The organism is Sphingobacterium allocomposti (genome assembly GCF_008124885.1).
GTDB classification, from domain to species: Bacteria; Bacteroidota; Bacteroidia; order Sphingobacteriales; family Sphingobacteriaceae; genus Sphingobacterium; species Sphingobacterium allocomposti.
Genome location: NZ_VNHX01000009.1, coordinates 145,012 through 163,560, shown reverse-complemented (window position 1 = coordinate 163,560; position 18,549 = coordinate 145,012). Strand labels below are relative to the sequence as shown.

General features: G+C 45.7%; 12 protein-coding genes. 4 read left to right on the top strand and 8 right to left on the bottom strand.

Translation table 11 applies throughout. The annotated features are described in order from the left end of the window. Positions 1-381: 381 nt before the first annotated feature. The gene (locus BC792_RS08605) at positions 382-3,546 is read left to right on the top strand and encodes a SusC/RagA family TonB-linked outer membrane protein (protein ID WP_148908586.1); all 3,165 of its coding nucleotides are present in this window, start codon (positions 382-384) and stop codon (positions 3,544-3,546) included. A 20-nt stretch (positions 3,547-3,566) separates the two neighbouring features. After that, positions 3,567-5,147: a RagB/SusD family nutrient uptake outer membrane protein gene (locus tag BC792_RS08600; protein ID WP_148908585.1), complete on the top strand. Its 1,581-nt coding sequence runs from the start codon at positions 3,567-3,569 to the stop codon at positions 5,145-5,147. Between the two features lie 87 nt (positions 5,148-5,234). Here BC792_RS08600 and nrdF read toward each other — a convergent pair whose 3' ends face one another. From nrdF to BC792_RS08580, 4 genes are all read right to left on the bottom strand, one after another. Continuing rightward, positions 5,235-6,218 (bottom strand): class 1b ribonucleoside-diphosphate reductase subunit beta, encoded by a 984-nt coding sequence (gene nrdF / locus BC792_RS08595; RefSeq protein WP_148908584.1) that lies wholly within the window; start codon positions 6,216-6,218, stop codon positions 5,235-5,237. 97 nt (positions 6,219-6,315) lie between these two features. Continuing rightward, positions 6,316-8,421, bottom strand: coding sequence for a class 1b ribonucleoside-diphosphate reductase subunit alpha (gene nrdE, locus BC792_RS08590; protein WP_148908583.1), 2,106 nt, complete (start codon positions 8,419-8,421; stop codon positions 6,316-6,318). Further along, positions 8,381-8,788 (bottom strand): class Ib ribonucleoside-diphosphate reductase assembly flavoprotein NrdI, encoded by a 408-nt coding sequence (nrdI, locus tag BC792_RS08585; RefSeq protein WP_148908582.1) that lies wholly within the window; start codon positions 8,786-8,788, stop codon positions 8,381-8,383. Before nrdI ends, nrdE begins: the two co-directional genes overlap by 41 nt. A 28-nt stretch (positions 8,789-8,816) precedes the next feature. Next, entirely contained in the window at positions 8,817-9,050 is a 234-nt protein-coding gene (locus BC792_RS08580; RefSeq protein ID WP_148908581.1) for a glutaredoxin family protein, read from the bottom strand. Between the two features lie 563 nt (positions 9,051-9,613). Here BC792_RS08580 and BC792_RS08575 point away from each other — a divergent pair. Next, positions 9,614-12,016 carry an alpha/beta hydrolase family protein gene (locus BC792_RS08575; RefSeq protein ID WP_148908580.1) on the top strand — a complete coding sequence of 801 codons (2,403 nt, stop codon included), beginning with the start codon at positions 9,614-9,616 and terminating at the stop codon, positions 12,014-12,016. Between the two features lie 149 nt (positions 12,017-12,165). On the opposite strand, the gene BC792_RS08570 is transcribed toward BC792_RS08575, so the two are convergent. Then, positions 12,166-12,684 (bottom strand): DUF2911 domain-containing protein, encoded by a 519-nt coding sequence (locus BC792_RS08570; protein ID WP_148908579.1) that lies wholly within the window; start codon positions 12,682-12,684, stop codon positions 12,166-12,168. Between the two features lie 193 nt (positions 12,685-12,877). Here BC792_RS08570 and BC792_RS08565 point away from each other — a divergent pair, with 193 nt between their 5' ends. Then, positions 12,878-14,377 (top strand): S41 family peptidase, encoded by a 1,500-nt coding sequence (locus BC792_RS08565; protein WP_170249996.1) that lies wholly within the window; start codon positions 12,878-12,880, stop codon positions 14,375-14,377. A 419-nt stretch (positions 14,378-14,796) separates the two neighbouring features. On the opposite strand, the gene ilvA is transcribed toward BC792_RS08565, so the two are convergent. The 3 genes from ilvA to leuB all read right to left on the bottom strand — a co-directional run bounded on the left by ilvA (position 14,797) and on the right by leuB (position 18,535). After that, entirely contained in the window at positions 14,797-16,044 is a 1,248-nt protein-coding gene (ilvA, locus tag BC792_RS08560) for a threonine ammonia-lyase IlvA (RefSeq protein WP_148908577.1), read from the bottom strand. A 168-nt stretch (positions 16,045-16,212) separates the two neighbouring features. Next, entirely contained in the window at positions 16,213-17,370 is a 1,158-nt protein-coding gene (locus tag BC792_RS08555) for a 2-isopropylmalate synthase (RefSeq protein WP_148908576.1), read from the bottom strand. 82 nt (positions 17,371-17,452) lie between these two features. Further along, positions 17,453-18,535 (bottom strand): 3-isopropylmalate dehydrogenase, encoded by a 1,083-nt coding sequence (gene leuB / locus BC792_RS08550; protein ID WP_148908575.1) that lies wholly within the window; start codon positions 18,533-18,535, stop codon positions 17,453-17,455. Between the last annotated feature and the right edge of the window lie 14 nt (positions 18,536-18,549).

The window sequence follows — 18,549 nt, the reverse complement described above, 5'->3', positions numbered from 1 at the left end:
AAACCCTTTAAACAAAAATGACCGAGTAAGGGAACACCTATACTCAGTCATTTCTTTAAATCTCATTAAAAAATTGAGGCTTTTTCAGTGCCCTCCTTTTTAGACGCCTTCTTTTTATATACTTTTTATAGTGTTTTATACAACTATGATGAGAAATATATTGTGTTGCAGCTAGAAGAAAGTGATATAGGCTGGAATATTCCTTTAAAAAATGTTCGATAATTTCTTGGTTGTTTTGATAATTTATTTGTTAATTAGTGTTAAGGGAAAGCAACTATAAACCTGTCATCTTCTGTTTTTTTTTCAAACAAGAGGGTGAGTATTTTGTTGTCTAACTTATAAATCGATTTAGCTAAACTACATTTTACAAACTTCAAACTTATGTGGAACTCTAACAAATTTAAAAAAAAGGGCAGCAGGGTGTGGATTGTCCCGCTCGTGCTTCTGGCGACTAGTTATGGAAATGCCTACGCCCATGGGAACCTCTTTCCGGAAGAAAGGGGGAGTAGCTATGGGGCACAAGTACAGCAGACGGTAACTGGAACAGTAAAAGACGCGGGAACGGGAGAACCTATCATCGGTGCCACAGTCGCGGTCAAAGGCACAACGGTTGCTACGCAGACAGATGAGAACGGGGCGTTTTCTATTGAGGCGACGGCCGGGCAAGTGCTGACCGCAAATTTCTTGGGCTACAAAACCGCAGAGGTAACAGTAGGAACGGGACCGGTTAATTTCTCTTTAGAGGGTGACGAGTCGTCTTTAGAGGAAGTCGTCGTTGTGGGTTACGGTACAATGCGGAAGTCGGATGTAACGGGATCTATCTCCATGGTAAAAGGAGAGGATATGGTCAAGGCTCAGAATTTCAGTCCGTTGGACAACCTACGGGGTAAAGCGGCGGGCGTGAATATCTTTTCTAACTCAAGCCAGCCGGGGGCCTACGCGAACCGCGTTGTTATCCGTGGTATGGCTACTATTAATTCGTCGTCGAACCCACTTTATGTGGTAGACGGGGTGGTTATGGAAGACTTCCACCTGCTGAATCCTAACGACATTGATCGTATAGAGGTGTTGAAGGACGCGTCCTCTGCCGCTATTTACGGAGCTCGTGGAGCGAATGGGGTTATCCTTGTGACAACCAAGCGGGGAAGCAAGGATGGACGTAAAACGGTATCTTACCAAGGCTCTGTCAGCTCGAGTTCTCCACAACGTTATATGGAGGTACTGAACGCACAGGAATGGGTTGATGCTTTTATGAAAGGATTAGAAAACGAGAACAAATGGCACGATGACTTCCTCGCGAACAGGAATGAAAATTGGACGCCGTGGTCTCTTAATAAAAGCGATTGGTTTAATGACCCGAACTATTTTGACGCGAATGGCAATCCGTTGTATGATACGGATTGGCAACGGGAAGCGACACGGACAGCACTGTCTCACAACCACCAGCTGAATATCCAGCAGGGTGATGAGAGTTCATCCATGGGGGCATTCCTGAACTATACGGATCAGCAAGGTATTGTCAACAATACGGACAACCGGCGTATTAACGGTAAGTTGGCCTACGACTCCAAACCGAAGGAGTGGCTGTCTACAAGTATTAATCTGACCGCGAACCACACCTGGGGGCGCTTTACCCCCGAAGATGGAGGCGGACAGGACGCCCGGAGAACCATGATTGAGATGTTGCCTTGGTATCCGGTATATCAGCCCGATGGTAGATATACGTCATCTGCTTCGTCCTCCGTTTCGGAAGTGTTGGGCTTTGAAGGAATGTCTAATCCTGTCGCTATTCTAGACCTGCAAAAACGCATGCGTTATAATACGCAAATCTTTGGTAACGCGGCGCTGACATTCCACCTGGCTGATGGATTGGATCTGAAAACGCAATTCGGTATTGATAGCCATAAGAAAGCGTACAAAGGCTATTCTTCCATTACCCTTAACAACCTGTCTATGCCGAATGGCTGGGCCGATATCCAGAATTCTGATATTTTATATTGGCAGGAAGAGACCTACCTGACGTACAATAAGCAGTTTGATAAGCATCGCATCAATGCGATGGCGGGATTGTCGTGGCAGGAACGTACGTTTGACTATAGCAGGGCACGTACTGAAGGGTTTACTAGTGATTTCTTCGAATGGTATAATCTAGGGGCGGGTAGTATACCTTCCACTCCGGAGTCTAGCTGGAACAGGTGGGCGATGAACTCGTACTTTCTACGTGCTGCCTACTCGTATAATGACCGGTATTCAGCAACAGTTACCGGGCGTTATGACGGCTCCTCCAAATTTGGTGCAAACAATAAATACGCCTTTTTCCCTTCTTTAGGATTGGCATGGAATGTTTCTAATGAAGATTTCCTAGCGGGGAATACCTTAATCAGCAACCTGAAGCTGCACACGAGCTACGGTTTGACCGGAAACTCCGAAATTAATCCGTACCAGGCTTTGGCTAACGTAACTTCGGGGACGATACTAATGGGCGGCTCTCGTAGTCCTTACTCTTATGTGAGTAGTATTGCGAATCCTGATTTAAGATGGGAGAAGACGGGCACTTATGATGTCGGCGTGGAGCTAGGCCTGTTTCAGAACCGTCTGAATTTTGATGTTTCGTATTACAATCGGAAAACAACAGACTTGTTGCTGGAAGCGCCCCTTCCTAATTCCTCGGGTTTTTCTTGGGTGATGCGTAATATTGGCTCAGTACGCAACCAAGGTGTAGATATTATGGTAACGGCTACTCCTGTTCAGCGTGACGAATTTACTTGGAATACGACACTGAATATGAACTATAACAAAAATGAGGTCCTGCAATTGGGTGCTAACAACGAAGATATACCCCAGCTCAGCTGGGTCGGCGGGCCGAATGCCATCATCCGCGTAGGTGAAAATCTAAATAGCTTTTATGGCTACAGACGGTACGGGGTGTACACGGTTGAGGACTATGAGAACGGAGATATAGCAAAAGAGCAGATCGGACGTCCTAAACGTTCCTCGACGCAGGAAATCTTAGGTAAAGGTGCACCTGATTGGACAGGAAGCTTTATCAATAATTTTAGTTACAGACGCTTTGATCTGATGGTGGATCTACAGTTTGTATACGGTGTAGAAACTATGCAGCAGTTTTATCACTCGACATACGATCGCTTTGGGATCACCAACGGCCTGAAGGAAATTCTTTACGGCGCTTATGATGGCACTAACCCGAATACAATGCAGCAGGCTGTTGTACTGACTAATAGTGGACATAGAGGACAGGATACAAATGTGGATTCGTCGTGGGTTGTAGATGGTTCATACCTTCGATTTAATGTGGTTCAGTTGGGATACACTTTTGAGCCGGGGTTAGCCAAGAAGATGGGATTTTCTTCGCTGAGGGTATACGGAAGTGCCAATAACCCTTGGTTGATCACCTCTAAGGATTTCAAAGGTTATGATCCCGAAAGCACGTCGCAAGGTGACAGTAACAAATTCGGTCAGAATATAACGTTCTTCTCATATCCAAGGGCGAAAACTTTTACATTCGGTGTGAATCTTACATTATAATATAAAGACAGATAAAAATTATGAAAACTAAATATATAGCGTTTGGCTTGTTATGCAGTGGACTGCTCCTGACAACTTCCTGCAGCAGCTTTTTAGATGAGGATCCTCGATCAGGAGTTACTCTCGGAGCGTATTATAAAGATGCGGCACAAGCCGTCGAAAATATCAGATCCTTATACCGAATGGGGGCGCCGGTTCGATATGGGCAAGCAGGCAGTGCGTACATTGGCCCCACAGCTTCTATCAACAGTATGTTGACAGGGTATTTCTCGAATAGCTATGAAGGACAGGAGCTCATCACTATGTATGCCCGGCAATTAACTCGTCAGCAAAACACCAGAATTGTCTCCAATACCATGAATACGATATGGAACGACTCATACAGGGCCATAAACATTGCGAATGGGGCCATAAAGCACATTCCGGAAATTAGCATGGATGTTAATGAGCAGAAGCGCCTGATTGCTGAGGCAAAGTTTTTCCGGGCTTTCAACCTATTTTACCTCGTGAAGACTTTTGGTGATATACCGTTGACGACAGAACCTTACGAGGCCTTCGACGGCGACATGGCTCCCTTCTTTCTATCCAGGACAGCAGCGGCACAGGTCTACGAACTCATAGAAGAGGATTTGAAGGAGGCTGTTGAAGTCCTGCCAGCTGCCATGTTCACGGATAACGGTTATCGTTTAACCAAATATGTGGCGGCGATGGCCTTATCAAATGTGTACCTGCAGCAGAGCAAATATGCTGATGCGGCCGTTTATGCAAAAATTGTTACGACGTCGCCTCACGCTTTGACCCAACATAGCGATCTTCACATGGGTAGCGCTTACAATAAACTGCGCACTGAAGATTTGATTCCTGAGGTTATTTATTCTTATGAATTTGACGAAACAATCAGCACAAGTGGATCTTGGCCTACGTATGCTTTTAGCTCTTCGGCAACCGCGGTATTCGACAAATACGCGATCTTCGAACGTGTATACGGACCGACAAACCGATTCTTGAATGTCTATGATGAAGATGATCTTAGGATCCAACCTAATCAATTTTTTCATTGGGAATATACGCATCCTATCAATGGCCGGAAATGGACGTCTGATGTGGCCGGCGTATGGTACTTTCATGATGAGAACGCGGTTGTAAACACTGGACGCGGTACGAAAGACTGGAATATATACCGCTATGCGGAAGCGTTGTTGATCGCGGCGGAAGCTATTGCGGAATCTGAAGGCGTTACGGCGGAAGCGGCGGGCTATCTGGCAGAGATTAAAGCGCGTGCTGATATGGACGGTAAAGATGTGGCTAGTTATACGGCGGAACTACAGGGGCTGTCCGCAGAGGAATTTGTAAAAGAGGTGTGGAGAGAACGTTTAAGGGAGCTGCCACTCGAGTTTAAAATGTGGGACGACTGCGTGCGGACGAGAATGTTTCCTGTGGTGTCTGCGACGGAAAAGGGCCGAATTGACTTTGTTCCATTAATCGGTGCTCAGAACGGAGCGGGAGCAACCTTTAGAGAGTCGGATCTGTTATGGCCAATATCAATGGATGAACTACAACGTAATCCTGAGTTGACGCCTACGGAAGGCTATCAATATTAAAATAAAAGAAGAAGGCACCCAAGAGTGCCTTCTTCTTTTATTTTAAAGCTTTGACGTCTGTTAAAGATATCACATGCAACGTCCTCTTTAAACTTCCAAAGAAACATCCATTTTAAAATCGTCATCTTTTAAGTGTACGATTTCCATGGCTTTCTCATAGTTCGTCGATTTCTTTGAAAAGAAGTCGTGCTGTGTTGTTTCGGTATTTAACCCGTTCAATACAATAGGGTTAACCTGCTTGACTTCGAAGATCGGATCAAAGCCCAGGTTCATTAACGCTTTGTTACCGTTGTAGCGCACGTATTCTTTTACTTCGGCTGTCAGGCCTACTACCGTATATAGTTCTTCGGTATACTTTAATTCGTTTTCGTAAAGATCATTCAAAAGAGTCAGGAAACGCGCCTTTACTTCTTCCTTGTTCGGTAGACGGCCGAATACTTCCTGTGCGATCAGGCCGACGAAAACGCCGTGAATAGATTCATCAGCAACTATTTTCTTAATAATATCGGCCGACGCTACCATTTGTCCTTGGCCACATAACCACAAAGGTAAAAAGAAGCCCGAGTAAAACAGAAAAGACTCCAACAGTACCGATGCGGCCAAAGCCATGAATAGTTCTTCGTCCGAGACGTTTTCTTTGTCTATGGCGCGGTAGTATTTATCGATTGTTGCTGCTTTGTACTGTAAGAACTTGTTTTCTTGTACCCAGCCGAACACATCGTTAATCTCGTTGGTGGTGGAGACAGTTGTGAAAATTGTGGAGTATGATTTCGCATGGATGGCCTCCATCATACACATATAGGACAATACAGCTTTGTTCTGTAGCGAGCTGATGTGATCGATAATTTTGGGCATACCGGTATGGCTTTGCAACGTATCCAATAACGTTAACCCGCCAAGAGCTTTTTTATAACACTCTTTCATATCCCAGCTGAGCCCTTTCCAGCTATCAATATCCTTCGAAGGGATATACTCTGTGTCAATCCAAAACTGTTTAATATTCTGTTCCCAGAACATCAACACATAGTCGTTCTCTGGGGTGTTCCAATTTACAGCGGTATATTGTTTCATCGTTTAATAGTCTTTTTAGTTTACGTTTCGTTACTCGTGACCGTTGTCCGTGAGCTTTGTCAGGCCCAACCAACCGGTTATGAATCACGAGTTACAGTTATGCCGAGCACGAAATACACTCCTCTACGGTCGACTTTCGTGTTCTGGTGTAATACAGGGACTTTAGGCCCAGTTTGTGCGCATAGATATAATATCTTGCTAAGTCCCTGGTGGAGTCTTTCGAGTTCGTATGGAGAATTGTCGATACGCCCTGATCGATATGCCGCTGGATGACAGAAATAAGTTTCAAGACCTTAAATTGATCCATATCGTAGGCCGATTTAAAGTAGAAATAGTTGTCGTTAGTTAAATATGGCATAGGATAATAAGTCGTGCTATCTCCGTATTCGCGGACCTCAATGATGTCTACTACCGGCATAACGGACGCGGTAGCGTTCATGATGTAGGAAGTCGATTGGTTGGGTGCTATAGCCAAACGATAGGCGTGGTAGATACCGTGTTCTTTTACCTGTGCTTTTAAATTCTCCCAATCCTGGCTTGTCGGGATGTAGATCCCTTCGAAAAGCTCTTTGACTTTATCTGTTGTCGGAACGTATTCTTTTTCTGTATAGCGGTCGAAATAGGTGCCGTCTGCGTAGGCGGATTTCTCAAAGCCGGCAAACGTTTTTCCTCTTTCTTTTGCAATTTCCATGGATGCTTCAAGGGAATAGTAGTTCATGATCATGAAGAACGTATTGGCAAAGTCCAGCGCCTCCGTTGATTCATACATGATAAAGCTCTTCGCGAGGAACCCATGTAGGTTCATTGCGCCCAGCCCGACAGAGTGTAATTCCCTATTCGCTTTGGCAATCGACGGCACCATATCAATGTTGGTCACGTCCGTTACGACGGTTAGTGCCCGCATAGCCGTTTTTACGGTTTCTTTGATGCGTTTATTGTCCATGACCGTCGCTATGTTCAAGGATCCCAGGTTGCAGGATATTCCATAGCGGATCGTGTCTTCCTGCCCATAGATGTTGATGTCTGAAACTTCAGACACTTGCATGATTTCCGTACATAAGTTGGAAAACTTCACTCTGCCCAGGCCGTTCAACGCGTGTCCTCTGTTTGCGTTTTCTTTAAAGAAAATATATGGATAGCCAGACTCTTTTTGTGTTTGAGCTATTCTAACGAGCAGATGACGGGCATTTATTTTTTTCTTTTTTACATTCGGATTGGTGATCAATTCGTCGTACATCAAATCCATATCCATTTCGTCCAGGTACTGTCCGTATTCCTGCATAACAGTGTGTGGATAGATGAGGTAGCAGGCTTCGTCTTTCTCTGCTAGTTCCATAAACTTGTCAGGAACGATGATACCTATGGAAAGTGATTTTATACGGACCTTTTCGTCAACATTAATCTTTTTACAATCCAAAAACTCCTCAATGTCGGCATGGAAAATATTCAAGTATACAGCTCCGGCGCCGGGTCGTTGTCCAAGCTGGTTCGCATAAGAAAATGTATCTTCCATGATCTTCATGATCGGAAGCACCCCTCCGGCACGACCGTCGACGCCTTTTATCGCTTCGCCACGGGCGCGTATTTTGGAGATGTTAAACGAAACGCCGCCGCCGATAGACGAAAGTTTCATCGCAGAATCTACTGCATAACCAATACCGTTTAGGTTGTCACCAATTTCGTCCAGAAAACAAGAAACGAGTTCACCGGAACGTTTTTTTCCGGCATTCAAGAACGTCGGGGTAGCAGGCTGATATTCTTGATTAATCATGATTTCGGCGTATTCGATAGCTTTTTGTACGCCTTCCTGACGAGCAAGGAACAATGCAACGGCAACGACGCGGTCTTCGTAGCGTTCTAAAAACTTCTCGCCTGAGTCATCGCGAAGCGCATAGCTTTGGAAGAACTTGAACGCAGCCATGAACGATTGGAAGCGGAATTTTTTAGCGTAGACGAAGTTATATACTTCCTCCATCTGCTCGAACGTAAACCACTCGTAGAAATTGATATAGTAGTTGTTCTCGATCAAATAGTCTATTTTCTCTTTTAGCGTGTAAAAGAACACCGTATTCTTGTTTACATACTCCAAGAAATAGGCACGTACAGCTTCCTTATCTTTGTGTAAGCTGTACTCCTCATCATGCTTAATCATGATCTCATTATTAAGCAATATCCAATTTTTTGCTACCTCGTTTGCTATCATTGTATTGGTGTTTAATTATGTCAATAAATTGATGAATATCTTCCATTGTGCCCGACAATTCGAATTTCATGGCCAATGGGACATCGTAATCTTCTGATACTTTATTGGCTGCTAATCCGAAATTTTTTCCCCAATTTCTATTGCCACTGGAGGTCACCGAGTAAATCATGTCCGCGTGTCTGTCCATAAACAATCTCGTATTATCTGGAACGCAGCCTAGCTTTGTCGTATACGTGACAAGATGTCCAGCCTCGCAGACTTTCAGTCCGTCCTCAATTTTGTGCACCTGCCATCCGGTGATTTGAGCCACCTTCTGGATAAAGCGCTGGACGTTTCCAGTTTTAGAATCGTAATATAAATGGACCATTTTCGCTCAGTTTAAGTTGTTAAACCTATTACAGTGCTAATGTTGCCAGCTCTTCAGGCTTGAAGCCGATAATGCGTTTTTGTACTTCCTCGTTTTCCAGGACTAGAACGGTGGGGACAGTTCTGATTTTAAACTTAGCGGCCAGATCGGGCTGATCAAAGGGGTTGATAGTTTCATAACTAATACCTCTGTTATCTAGGTAAGCCGACACCTGTGCGCATGGAGCACAGTCATTTTTTTCGAATTTAATGATTCTTGCCATGTTGTTGTTAAGTTTAATTTTGTGACGGAGGTTTTCTCCTCTCGCCTAGAAGTTAAAAACACGAAACTTGGAGCAGATGTGCATCTCAAGCATAACAAATATCCAAACTTTTAGACCCGAGTGTTAACGATACTTTTCCACATGGGAAGGAAAAGGAATGAATAAACCGCCTTCCTAGCGAGTTTTTTAGTGTAAAATATTGAATGACAGTTTGTGGCGTAAATGTTGAAAACTTTAAAAGTGTGTTTGATATACAAATTTACCTGTAAAAAGTTCGTAAAAATTTAGAAGCTTTCTGTTAAAAAAGCTGACTAATTTGTGACTAATTTTTCTGTCTTTTTTTGAATGGCGTTTCTTCTCTCGAAGCGACTACCGGCTGGGGTAATTGTCCAATCGCTCGACGGAAATCACTTCTATCTGCTAGCCAAAAAATCGAGCTTTCTGTATTTTTACGCGGGCAACCACGAGACATTGCTACAGCGCGCAAGACATCTTTCCTAAAAGATTGCCACAAGGTTAAGCTCATTGATAAATAATCCTTATTTTAGCATAAACTAACACATATGAAGCTATTTTTTAATCTCCTACTTTTCTCGTGCTTGCTTGGTGCTGTTCACGCCCAGGAAAGCATCACATTTCAGAAGCCGTCCGCAGAAATCCTGCAACTGGCAGACTACCAACGTCCACCTTCCGTGATGATGAGTCCGGATGACAATTGGTTGGTACTATCTTACAGGCCAACTTATAAGAGCCTCGATGAACTGAATCAGGCGGAGGTACGCTTGGCAGGGCTGCGCATTAACCCGACAACAAATATCGCTAGTACAACAGCCTATCTGAATAATATAAAGATCAAACGGGTTGGTACAGCAGATGAACTCCAGGTAAAGGGGCTGCCGGAGACGCCCAGGATAGCTAGCCTAGGCTTTTCGCCGGATTCCAGGACATTGGCGTTTACGAATACGACAGCAAAAGGTGTTGAACTGTGGATTGTTGATCTATCGTCTGCAACAGCCAAGCGGATTACGGATGATGACCTAAATGCCAGCATGGGGACACCCTATAGCTGGTATAGGGATAGCAAGAGCTTGTTGATCAGCAAGCTGCCTGGAAACAGGCCTGCATTAATTGATACGGAAAAGGAGTTGCCGAAAGGTCCTATCGTATCCACCAGCGGGGGCCAGACCTCCCAGTTGCGTACCTATCAGGATCTGCTAAAGACCCCTCAGGACGAAGCAAATTTTGAAACGTTAACGCAATCAGAGCTCCATCTGGTGGATTTACAAGGAAAGCAAACGAAGTTGCTGGATGCCGCAATATATAGCCAGCGTTCTTTTTCCCCGGACGGCAATTACCTACTTGTGACGACGATAAGCCGCCCGTTTTCCTACGTCGTACCCTACTATAACTTTCCGCAAAAGACCTCAGTATTCGATATGCAAGGCCAGCTGTTAAAAGTTGTCAATGAGACACCGCTGGTAGAGATCATGCCGAAGGGCTTTTCTTCTACCAGAAAGGGTAAGCGTAATATGGCTTGGCGCGCCGATCGGCCAGCTTCGCTCATGTATGTAGAGGCGCTCGATGAGGGCGATGCTTCCAAAGATGTAGCCTTTAGAGACGAAATTTTATCCTGGGATGCTCCGTTCAATGGACAGCCAGAATCGTTACTCAAGGTGGCTGATCGTTTCGCCAGCATCATCTGGGGCGACAAAAACAACGCCTTGGTCTACACACGCTGGTACGATACCCGCAATGAGAAGATTTTTTTGCTGAACCCTACATCAAAAGAGGCGAAGCTCCTATCTGAAAGGAATTCGCAGGATGTATACGGTCATCCCGGAAATGTTCACATGAAGCAAAACGAGTTCGGATCGTACGTAATGCATGTTAAAGACAATAAGACTTACTGGATAGGCAGTGGATTCACAAAGGAAGGGCAATTTCCGTTTGTCGAAGAACTTGACATGACAACTCTAAAGAAGAAACGCCTTTACACGTCGAATGTTACCGGAAAAAAAGAAGATATCTCGACTATTTTAGATATGAAGAAGGGAGAGATTCTGGTCTCTCTACAATCGGCTACGGAATATCCGAATTACTATATAAAAAATATGAAGTCTGGGAAGATCACGGCTTTGACACAGCTTGAAAATCCGTTTAAAGGACTTGATGGCGTGCATAAAGAAGTTATCCATTACAAGCGCAAAGATGGCGTGGATCTATCGGGTACATTATATTTGCCGGCCGGTTACGATAGAGACAAGAAGGAAAAGTTGCCGCTGCTGATATGGGCTTATCCAACAGAATATAAAGATAAGAGCACTGCCGGACAGAGTACGGCTAATCCCTACCAGTTTACGTATCCTTCCTACGGCTCCTTTATATACTGGGTCACGAAGGGATACGCGGTGTTGGATAACGCGGCTTTTCCGATTATTGGAGAGGGGACTGCCGAACCCAATGATACGTTTATTGAGCAATTGGTGGCGAATGGCGAGGCAGCTATCGACGCTGTGGATAAACTAGGATACATTGACCGCTCAAAGGTGGGTGTGGGAGGACATTCGTACGGGGCTTTTATGACCGCAAACCTGTTGACGCATTCTAAACTGTTTGCCGTCGGGATTGCCCGTTCGGGAGCGTACAACCGTACGCTGACACCTTTTGGCTTTCAATCGGAGCAGCGAAATTATTGGGACGCACCGGAGGTATACCATACCATGTCGCCTTTTATGCACGCTGACAAGATGAAAACACCGATGCTGCTTATCCATGGGGCGGCAGATAACAACCCCGGAACGTTCACCCTGCAGACGGAGCGTTACTTCCAGGCATTGAAAAACTTAGGCGCCCCTGTACGGATGGTATTGCTGCCTTTTGAGTCGCATGGTTATGCCTCCGAGGAAAATGTACTGCACACTTTGTGGGAGCAAGATCAATTTCTTGAAAAGTACTTAAAGAATTAGCCGTCAGCCGCTAAGCAAAGATTAGAGACACGAGAAGGGGGCGTGAGCACCCAGATCTCGTGTCTCTTTTTTTTTATCCGTCAATCGATGCGGTACAGTGCCCAGTGCTCTCGTGACCGGTGATCACGCTGGAACGGCGACACCGCAGGTTATTGATCGGCTTTCACCTGAAAGGGGAGAGCATATTCACCCCAGGCGAGCGTTACGATTCCGGTGGGGGTCACGGTTATCGAAAACTGCTCCTGCGGAGTGCTTGCTGTCGTATTGGGTATGTCCACCCGTAGCGCGTCCTGCGTCTGATCATATTTCGTTCCCCATTGATTCCATGACTTGTTAAAGATAATGGTCGACTGCTGCTCTCCCGGGATCGAATAAAGGCTGTATTTACCTGCGGGCAGCTTTTTGCCTTCTATCGTCACGTCTTTGTTGACCGCAAAGGTAGTGGCTTCGTTAGCTCCGGTACGCCATACTTTGCCTGCTGGAGCAACATCAACCCCAAGCTGACGTCCTTTCAGCGACGGTTTGCTGTAATGGATCTCAACCGTAACGCCGTCGTTTGTAGTTACGGTGACACTGTCGGGAGGGCTGGGCCGCTTGCTTTTGTCTGTCTGTCCAAAGCTTAGGGTACAGATCATCGTCAGTAAGAATAAGATGCTTGTCGCTTTCATGATGTGTAAATGTTAAGTTTCTGCTCTATCGTAAACAACCGGAGATGGTTTTTGTTTTAGCGTAGAGCCGGCGGTCAGCGAAGGCATGTCCAGGGGATCGTCTGCGGGACAAGTAATTGTTAAATCGCAAGAAGCTGCAAATAAATTCATATTTTACTGCTATATTCGTGTAGATGGTGTAAATAACCAATTTATGAAAACAATGAAGTATATCGCCGTGATGGGTATGGCGTTTTTTTTATTTGCCTGCAAGAAGGAAGTGGCTCCGCCAGAGCCGAAACCTGAGCCGGTCGAAGATACGAAGGAGCAATTGATCCGCGATAGCATTTATTACTATTATAACCTCTATTCGCTGTGGACAGAACGTGTTCCGGATCACGATGTGCTACGCACGTTCACCGCCAATTATTCGAGCTATGATGCCGTCCTGACTGCGTTAAAGGCGCTAACTCCCGCCCATCCGGGGTATCGTCAGAGCGGCGGCTATATAGACCGATTTTCATATTATACCGAAATAAGTGCAGGCGGGCAGGTGAGCCGGTACGGCCATTTCCGTATGGATAACAACGACGGCTATGGTCTTTATATTTCTTTTGGAGTAACCACAGACACGACAGCGAATCCGGTGATTCATTTTGTTGAAGGCGGATCTCCCGCACAGAAAGCGGGAATAAAGCGAGGGCATATTATTACTGCGCTCAATGGGGATGATAAGCTTGCGGTAAAAGTCCGAGAAGGAATAAATGAGAAAGGTGAAATTGTTTATTATATTGATGATCAAGCCGCCTATACCGATGTCGTAACCAAGTTATCAAACGCCTTAGAAAGATCAGCCCTGACATTAACGATAGAGACGGCTTCCGGATCCAGTCAGGATTATGCTTTGCAGTATACAACGTATGCAATAGATCCGGTTGTGGCCGACACCGTATATAAATTCCCTTCAAAAAATATAGGCTACCTGGCGTTCTCTTCGTTCGAGGAAGTAGATAATAACAGCCCGAACCATCAGAAGTTCGAAAAGATATTCACATCTTTTAAAGAGGGGGGAATAACCGAACTGATTCTCGATATGCGCTACAATACAGGTGGCTATGTGAGTACAGCGGAGTATCTGGCGAATAAGATCATTCATCCGGCAGGAGACGGGCAGCTCATGTTTACGTATGAGGTGAACGATTATTTAACCCGATATAAAACAGGCCGGAACGCAGAGTTTGCTGACGTGTATTTTTCGAGAAATAATGACCTGAGCCTCCAGACGGTTTATGTATTAGTAACGGAGTCTACGGCTTCGGCGGCGGAGTTGCTGATCTCGGTATTGAAGCCTTATCTGGACGTTCGGCTTATTGCCGAGACAAATCGGACGTATGGTAAACCGGTTGGCTTCTTTGAACAGAAGGTGCATTCGACAATATCCTTATGGGTAACGTCGTTCAAGACTATCAATAAGGATGGGTATACTGATTTTTGGGACGGAATGGCTGTTGACAGATCAAATGTCGAAGACTATATCTTTAAGGACTTTGGCGATCCTACGGAGAGTATGATTGCGGCGGCGCTCGATCTCGCCGGCGTACGGACCTCCTCTTCCAACAAGGCGTCCATAAACCGTTCTGCTACACCGGCACGGGTCTCGAAATCGAAGCTCGGCGTAGTCAATCAGGTAGAAGAGCGAAATATGCTGAAATAGGTGATGATTTTTCAGGCCCTTAGGCTCGCTGTTATAGTTTGGGGAGTCGACGACGGTTTCCCAAACTCTTTTGCGGATTAGCCACTTAACTTTTAACACTGTCCTTAGTGTGATTTTAGGGTAAAAGAGAGTCTCAGACTCCTCTACAAAGCCTTTTTTATCTATTCCATAATACCCTATTGATTGCCAACATGATGAAGATTTCAGGAGCTACCTTCGGTAACTCCTGCTCAGTTTCTCGTCTACCTTTTTTCGTTGCGGCGAGCACTAGCTAGGACGCAATCTTCCGGTATATCATTTAAGATCGCATCGTCGTGCCTCCTCGCGATGAGGCATTTATGCTTTTTTCGTTCATTGCGAGGAAGCGTGACGAGCTGCTGCACAAAGTTGCTACCGTCGAATCTTGACGAGGTACATATCTACACCAAATACTCGAACAACGTTTGGTCTTTGTTGACCTCGATAAATTCGAATTTGTAAGCTTTCATCCGCTCAATAAATGTGGTATAATCTTTTGGATCGTTCAGTTCAATTCCTATCAGTGCCGGTCCGCGCTCCCGTTCTGTTTTTTTAATATATTCAAAGCGGGTAATGTCGTCTTTTGGGCCGAGAACTTCCGTAACGAGCAACCGCAGTGCCCCTGGCCGTTGCGGAAAGCGCACAATAAAGTAATGTTTAAAACCTTCATAAAGAAGAGACATTTCCTTGATTTCGCTCATGCGGTCTATATCGTTGTTTCCACCGGAGACGACGCAGACAATCTTTTTCCCCCTGATTTCTTCTTTATGAAATTCCAGTGCCGCGATGGATAATGCGCCCGCCGGCTCGGCGACGATGGCGTCCTTGTTATAAAGTTGTAAAATCGTGGTACATATCTTACCTTCCGGAATCGGTTTCACGCTATCCAGCAGTTTGCTGCTGATGGCGTAGGTCAACGTACCGATCTTTTTGACCGCTGCTCCGTCCACAAACTTATTAATGTGTTCCAGCTCTACAGGCGCTCCGTTTTCCAGGGCGGCTAACATGGACGGGGCTCCCTCGGGTTCTACACCATACAGTTTGACGTGAGGAGCATACTTTTTCATATGATAGCTAATGCCCGACGACAAACCGCCCCCTCCAATAGGAATGAAGATAGCATCTAAGTCAGGTAGATCTTCCAATATCTCGACCGCTACCGTACCTTGGCCTTCGATGACTTTTTCATCATCAAAAGGAGGAATGAAAGTCATGTTCTGTTCTTTCGTGTATTCCAGGGCGGCCTTCTGGCAATCGTCAAAGGTATCTCCTGTAAGGACGATTTCGATGTTCCCATTGCCCCACATTTCCGTCTGCGTAATTTTTTGGCGGGGAGTAGGGCCAGGCATAAATATTACGCCCTTAATATCCAGCTTTTTGCAGGACAATGCGACTCCTTGGGCGTGGTTGCCGGCGCTGGCACAGGTGACACCTCTGCTTCTTTCGTCTGCAGATAGGCTAACAATTTTGTTATAGGCCCCCCGCAGCTTATACGATCGGACGACCTGGAGGTCCTCCCGTTTGAGGTAGATGTCGGCGCCGTATTTCTCTGACAAATGTATATTATACTGCAAAGGGGTACGGTTAACCACACCTTTTATGCGTTCGGCCGCCTGCTGTGAGTCTATGGTTATGGTTGATAGATCCATTTCTAGTCAAATTCAAAAGTAAAAACCGGGTTGCGTTCATCGAAAGACAATGAAGGGAAGCCGGTAATGCGTATGGGAGGAGAAAGCTTCTGGGGATCGCTTGTAGCGAAAATCAGAAGCTTTCTCTGCGGTATGTTCTACGGCTTAACGGTCGTCATAGCGCAAATATCAAGATTGCATTAATGATCTCAAGTCGTCGTCGCAAAGGTCCTTTTTGGCGTCGGCCAGTACTAGAAACTTTTCATAGGTTACTGCAAGCTGGTCTTTATCCAGTTGATAACCTAGGCGTTCCAGATGGTGCTTTAAGGCATGGCGGCCGGAGCGGGCAGTCAAGATGATATCTGCTTCACTTAAGCCGACGTCCTCGGGACGGATGATCTCGTAATTTTCGCGGTGCTTTAAGAAGCCATCTTGATGGATCCCCGAACTGTGTGCAAAGGCGTTCTTCCCGACGATGGCCTTATTCGGCTGGACAGGCATGCGCATCATGGAGCTTACTTTTTGTGAAATCGCAGTGAACATCTTGCTATTGATAGTCGAAGTCAGCCCCGGGAACTGTTGTTGGTGAACTTTGAGGATCATAGCTACTTCTTCCAATGAGGTGTTGCCAGCGCGTTCTCCGATGCCATTTATTGTACATTCCACCTGTCTGGCGCCGTTCTGTACAGCTGCAATGGAATTGGCCGTGGCCAGTCCGAGGTCATTATGGCAATGGGCGGAAATGATTGCCTGGTCAATGTTACTGACATGATCCTTTAGATACTTTATTTTGGCTCCATACTGATCCGGCAGGCAATATCCGTTTGTATCCGGTATGTTGACAACTGTGGCCCCAGCTGCTATTACGGCCTCAATCATCTGCGCTAAATAGGGCAAATCAGCTCTGCCGGCATCTTCTGCATAGAATTCGACATCCTCAACATACGATTTGGCATGTTTAACGGCCGCTACGGCACGTTCTAGAATTTCTTCGCGGGTAGAGTTAAATTTATACTTTATGTGCATGTCGGAAGAGCCGATTCCGGTATGGATACGGGGGCGCTTCGCGTATTTTAAGGCGTCTGCCGCTACGTCGATATCGTTTTTGTTTGCTCGTGTCAGCGCGCATATAATTACGTTGTCTACCGCCTTCGACAGCTCGACCACCGATTGGAAATCGCCGGGGCTTGACACGGGGAAGCCAGCTTCTATAATATCTACACCCAGACGTTCTAAGTCTTTCGCGATCTCAATTTTTTCAGGAGTAGTTAATTGACAGCCGGGAACCTGCTCGCCGTCGCGGAGCGTCGTGTCAAAAATATATAGGTGATTTGGATCGTGTAACATAGCTTAAATTTAAAAAGTTAAAATTAAAAAGGCAAAAATGGATTGCTCATCTAAAGCGTGTTCTTTATAAAGGACCTCCATCTTATTGCGCTTTATCCAATACTTCTATCACTTTGGCTCCCATTTCGTTGGTTCCCAGGATGCGGTCAGCGGATGTTGTCGCGTTGGCGATGTCACCTGTTCTCCACCCGGCCTTCAATGTGTCCGCGACAGCTTTGGTAACGGCCTTTGCTTCTTCCTGGAGTCCGAAGGCGATCTCCAGCATCAATGCTGCCGAGAGGATCGATGCTAATGGGTTGGCTTTGTTCTGTCCTGCGATATCGTGTGCAGAGCCGTGTATCGGTTCAAAGAAGCCGGTACCGTCGCCAATGGATGCAGAAGCCAACATGCCCATAGATCCGGCAATTTGAGAGGCCTCGTCGGTTAAGATATCACCGAATAGGTTTGCCGTCAGAACGACGTCGAACTTTTTCGGATTTTTTACCAGCTGCATAGCGGCATTGTCGATAAACATGTGTTCCGTTTCGACATCTGCATACTCTTTAGCGATCTCTTGTACCACTTCTCTCCACAAACGCGATGTCTCCAGTACGTTTGCTTTATCGACAGAACAGAGCTTCTTGCTGCGGTTGCGTGCTGCTTCGTAGGCCTTGCGGGTGATACGCTCTACCTCGTAGCGATGGTAGTTCATGAGGTCGGAAGCGAACGTGTTATCTTCATTACGTTTTTTTTCTCCAAAGTATACGTCGCCCGTCAATTCGCGGAAAAATAAAATATCCGTTCCACGTAGCACCTCTGGTTTAAGGCTCGAGGCATCTAATAGCTCATCGAACAGCAGAATCGGTCTAAGATTGGCATATAGGCCAAGCTCTTTACGTATTTTTAACAGGCCTTGTTCTGGTCTTACTTTCGCCGAAGGATCGTTATCGTATTTCGCATGACCGATAGCGCCGAAGAGGATGGCGTCGGATGCTTTTGCTTTTTCCAAAGTCTCGTCAGGCAACGGATTTCCGGTAGCCTCGATAGCCGTGTGCCCCATTATGGCTTCGTCGAAGCTAAATTCGTGACCGTATTGCCTCGCGATGGTTTCTAAGATCTGTTTACCCCAGGTCGTTACTTCCTGTCCTATGCCATCTCCTGGGATAATTAAAATATTTTTTTGCATTTTCTTCAAATTAA

Bases quoted from the DNA above. Each gene is read 5' to 3' on its own strand.
- BC792_RS08605 (WP_148908586.1), top strand. From the start codon at position 382: ATGTGGAACTCTAACAAATTTAAAAAAAAGGGCAGCAGGGTGTGGATT.
- BC792_RS08600 (WP_148908585.1), top strand. From the start codon at position 3,567: ATGAAAACTAAATATATAGCGTTTGGCTTGTTATGCAGTGGACTGCTC.
- nrdF (WP_148908584.1), bottom strand. From the start codon at position 6,218: ATGAAACAATATACCGCTGTAAATTGGAACACCCCAGAGAACGACTAT.
- nrdE (WP_148908583.1), bottom strand. From the start codon at position 8,421: ATGATAGCAAACGAGGTAGCAAAAAATTGGATATTGCTTAATAATGAG.
- nrdI (WP_148908582.1), bottom strand. From the start codon at position 8,788: ATGGTCCATTTATATTACGATTCTAAAACTGGAAACGTCCAGCGCTTT.
- BC792_RS08580 (WP_148908581.1), bottom strand. From the start codon at position 9,050: ATGGCAAGAATCATTAAATTCGAAAAAAATGACTGTGCTCCATGCGCA.
- BC792_RS08575 (WP_148908580.1), top strand. From the start codon at position 9,614: ATGAAGCTATTTTTTAATCTCCTACTTTTCTCGTGCTTGCTTGGTGCT.
- BC792_RS08570 (WP_148908579.1), bottom strand. From the start codon at position 12,684: ATGAAAGCGACAAGCATCTTATTCTTACTGACGATGATCTGTACCCTA.
- BC792_RS08565 (WP_170249996.1), top strand. From the start codon at position 12,878: ATGAAAACAATGAAGTATATCGCCGTGATGGGTATGGCGTTTTTTTTA.
- ilvA (WP_148908577.1), bottom strand. From the start codon at position 16,044: ATGGATCTATCAACCATAACCATAGACTCACAGCAGGCGGCCGAACGC.
- BC792_RS08555 (WP_148908576.1), bottom strand. From the start codon at position 17,370: ATGTTACACGATCCAAATCACCTATATATTTTTGACACGACGCTCCGC.
- leuB (WP_148908575.1), bottom strand. From the start codon at position 18,535: ATGCAAAAAAATATTTTAATTATCCCAGGAGATGGCATAGGACAGGAA.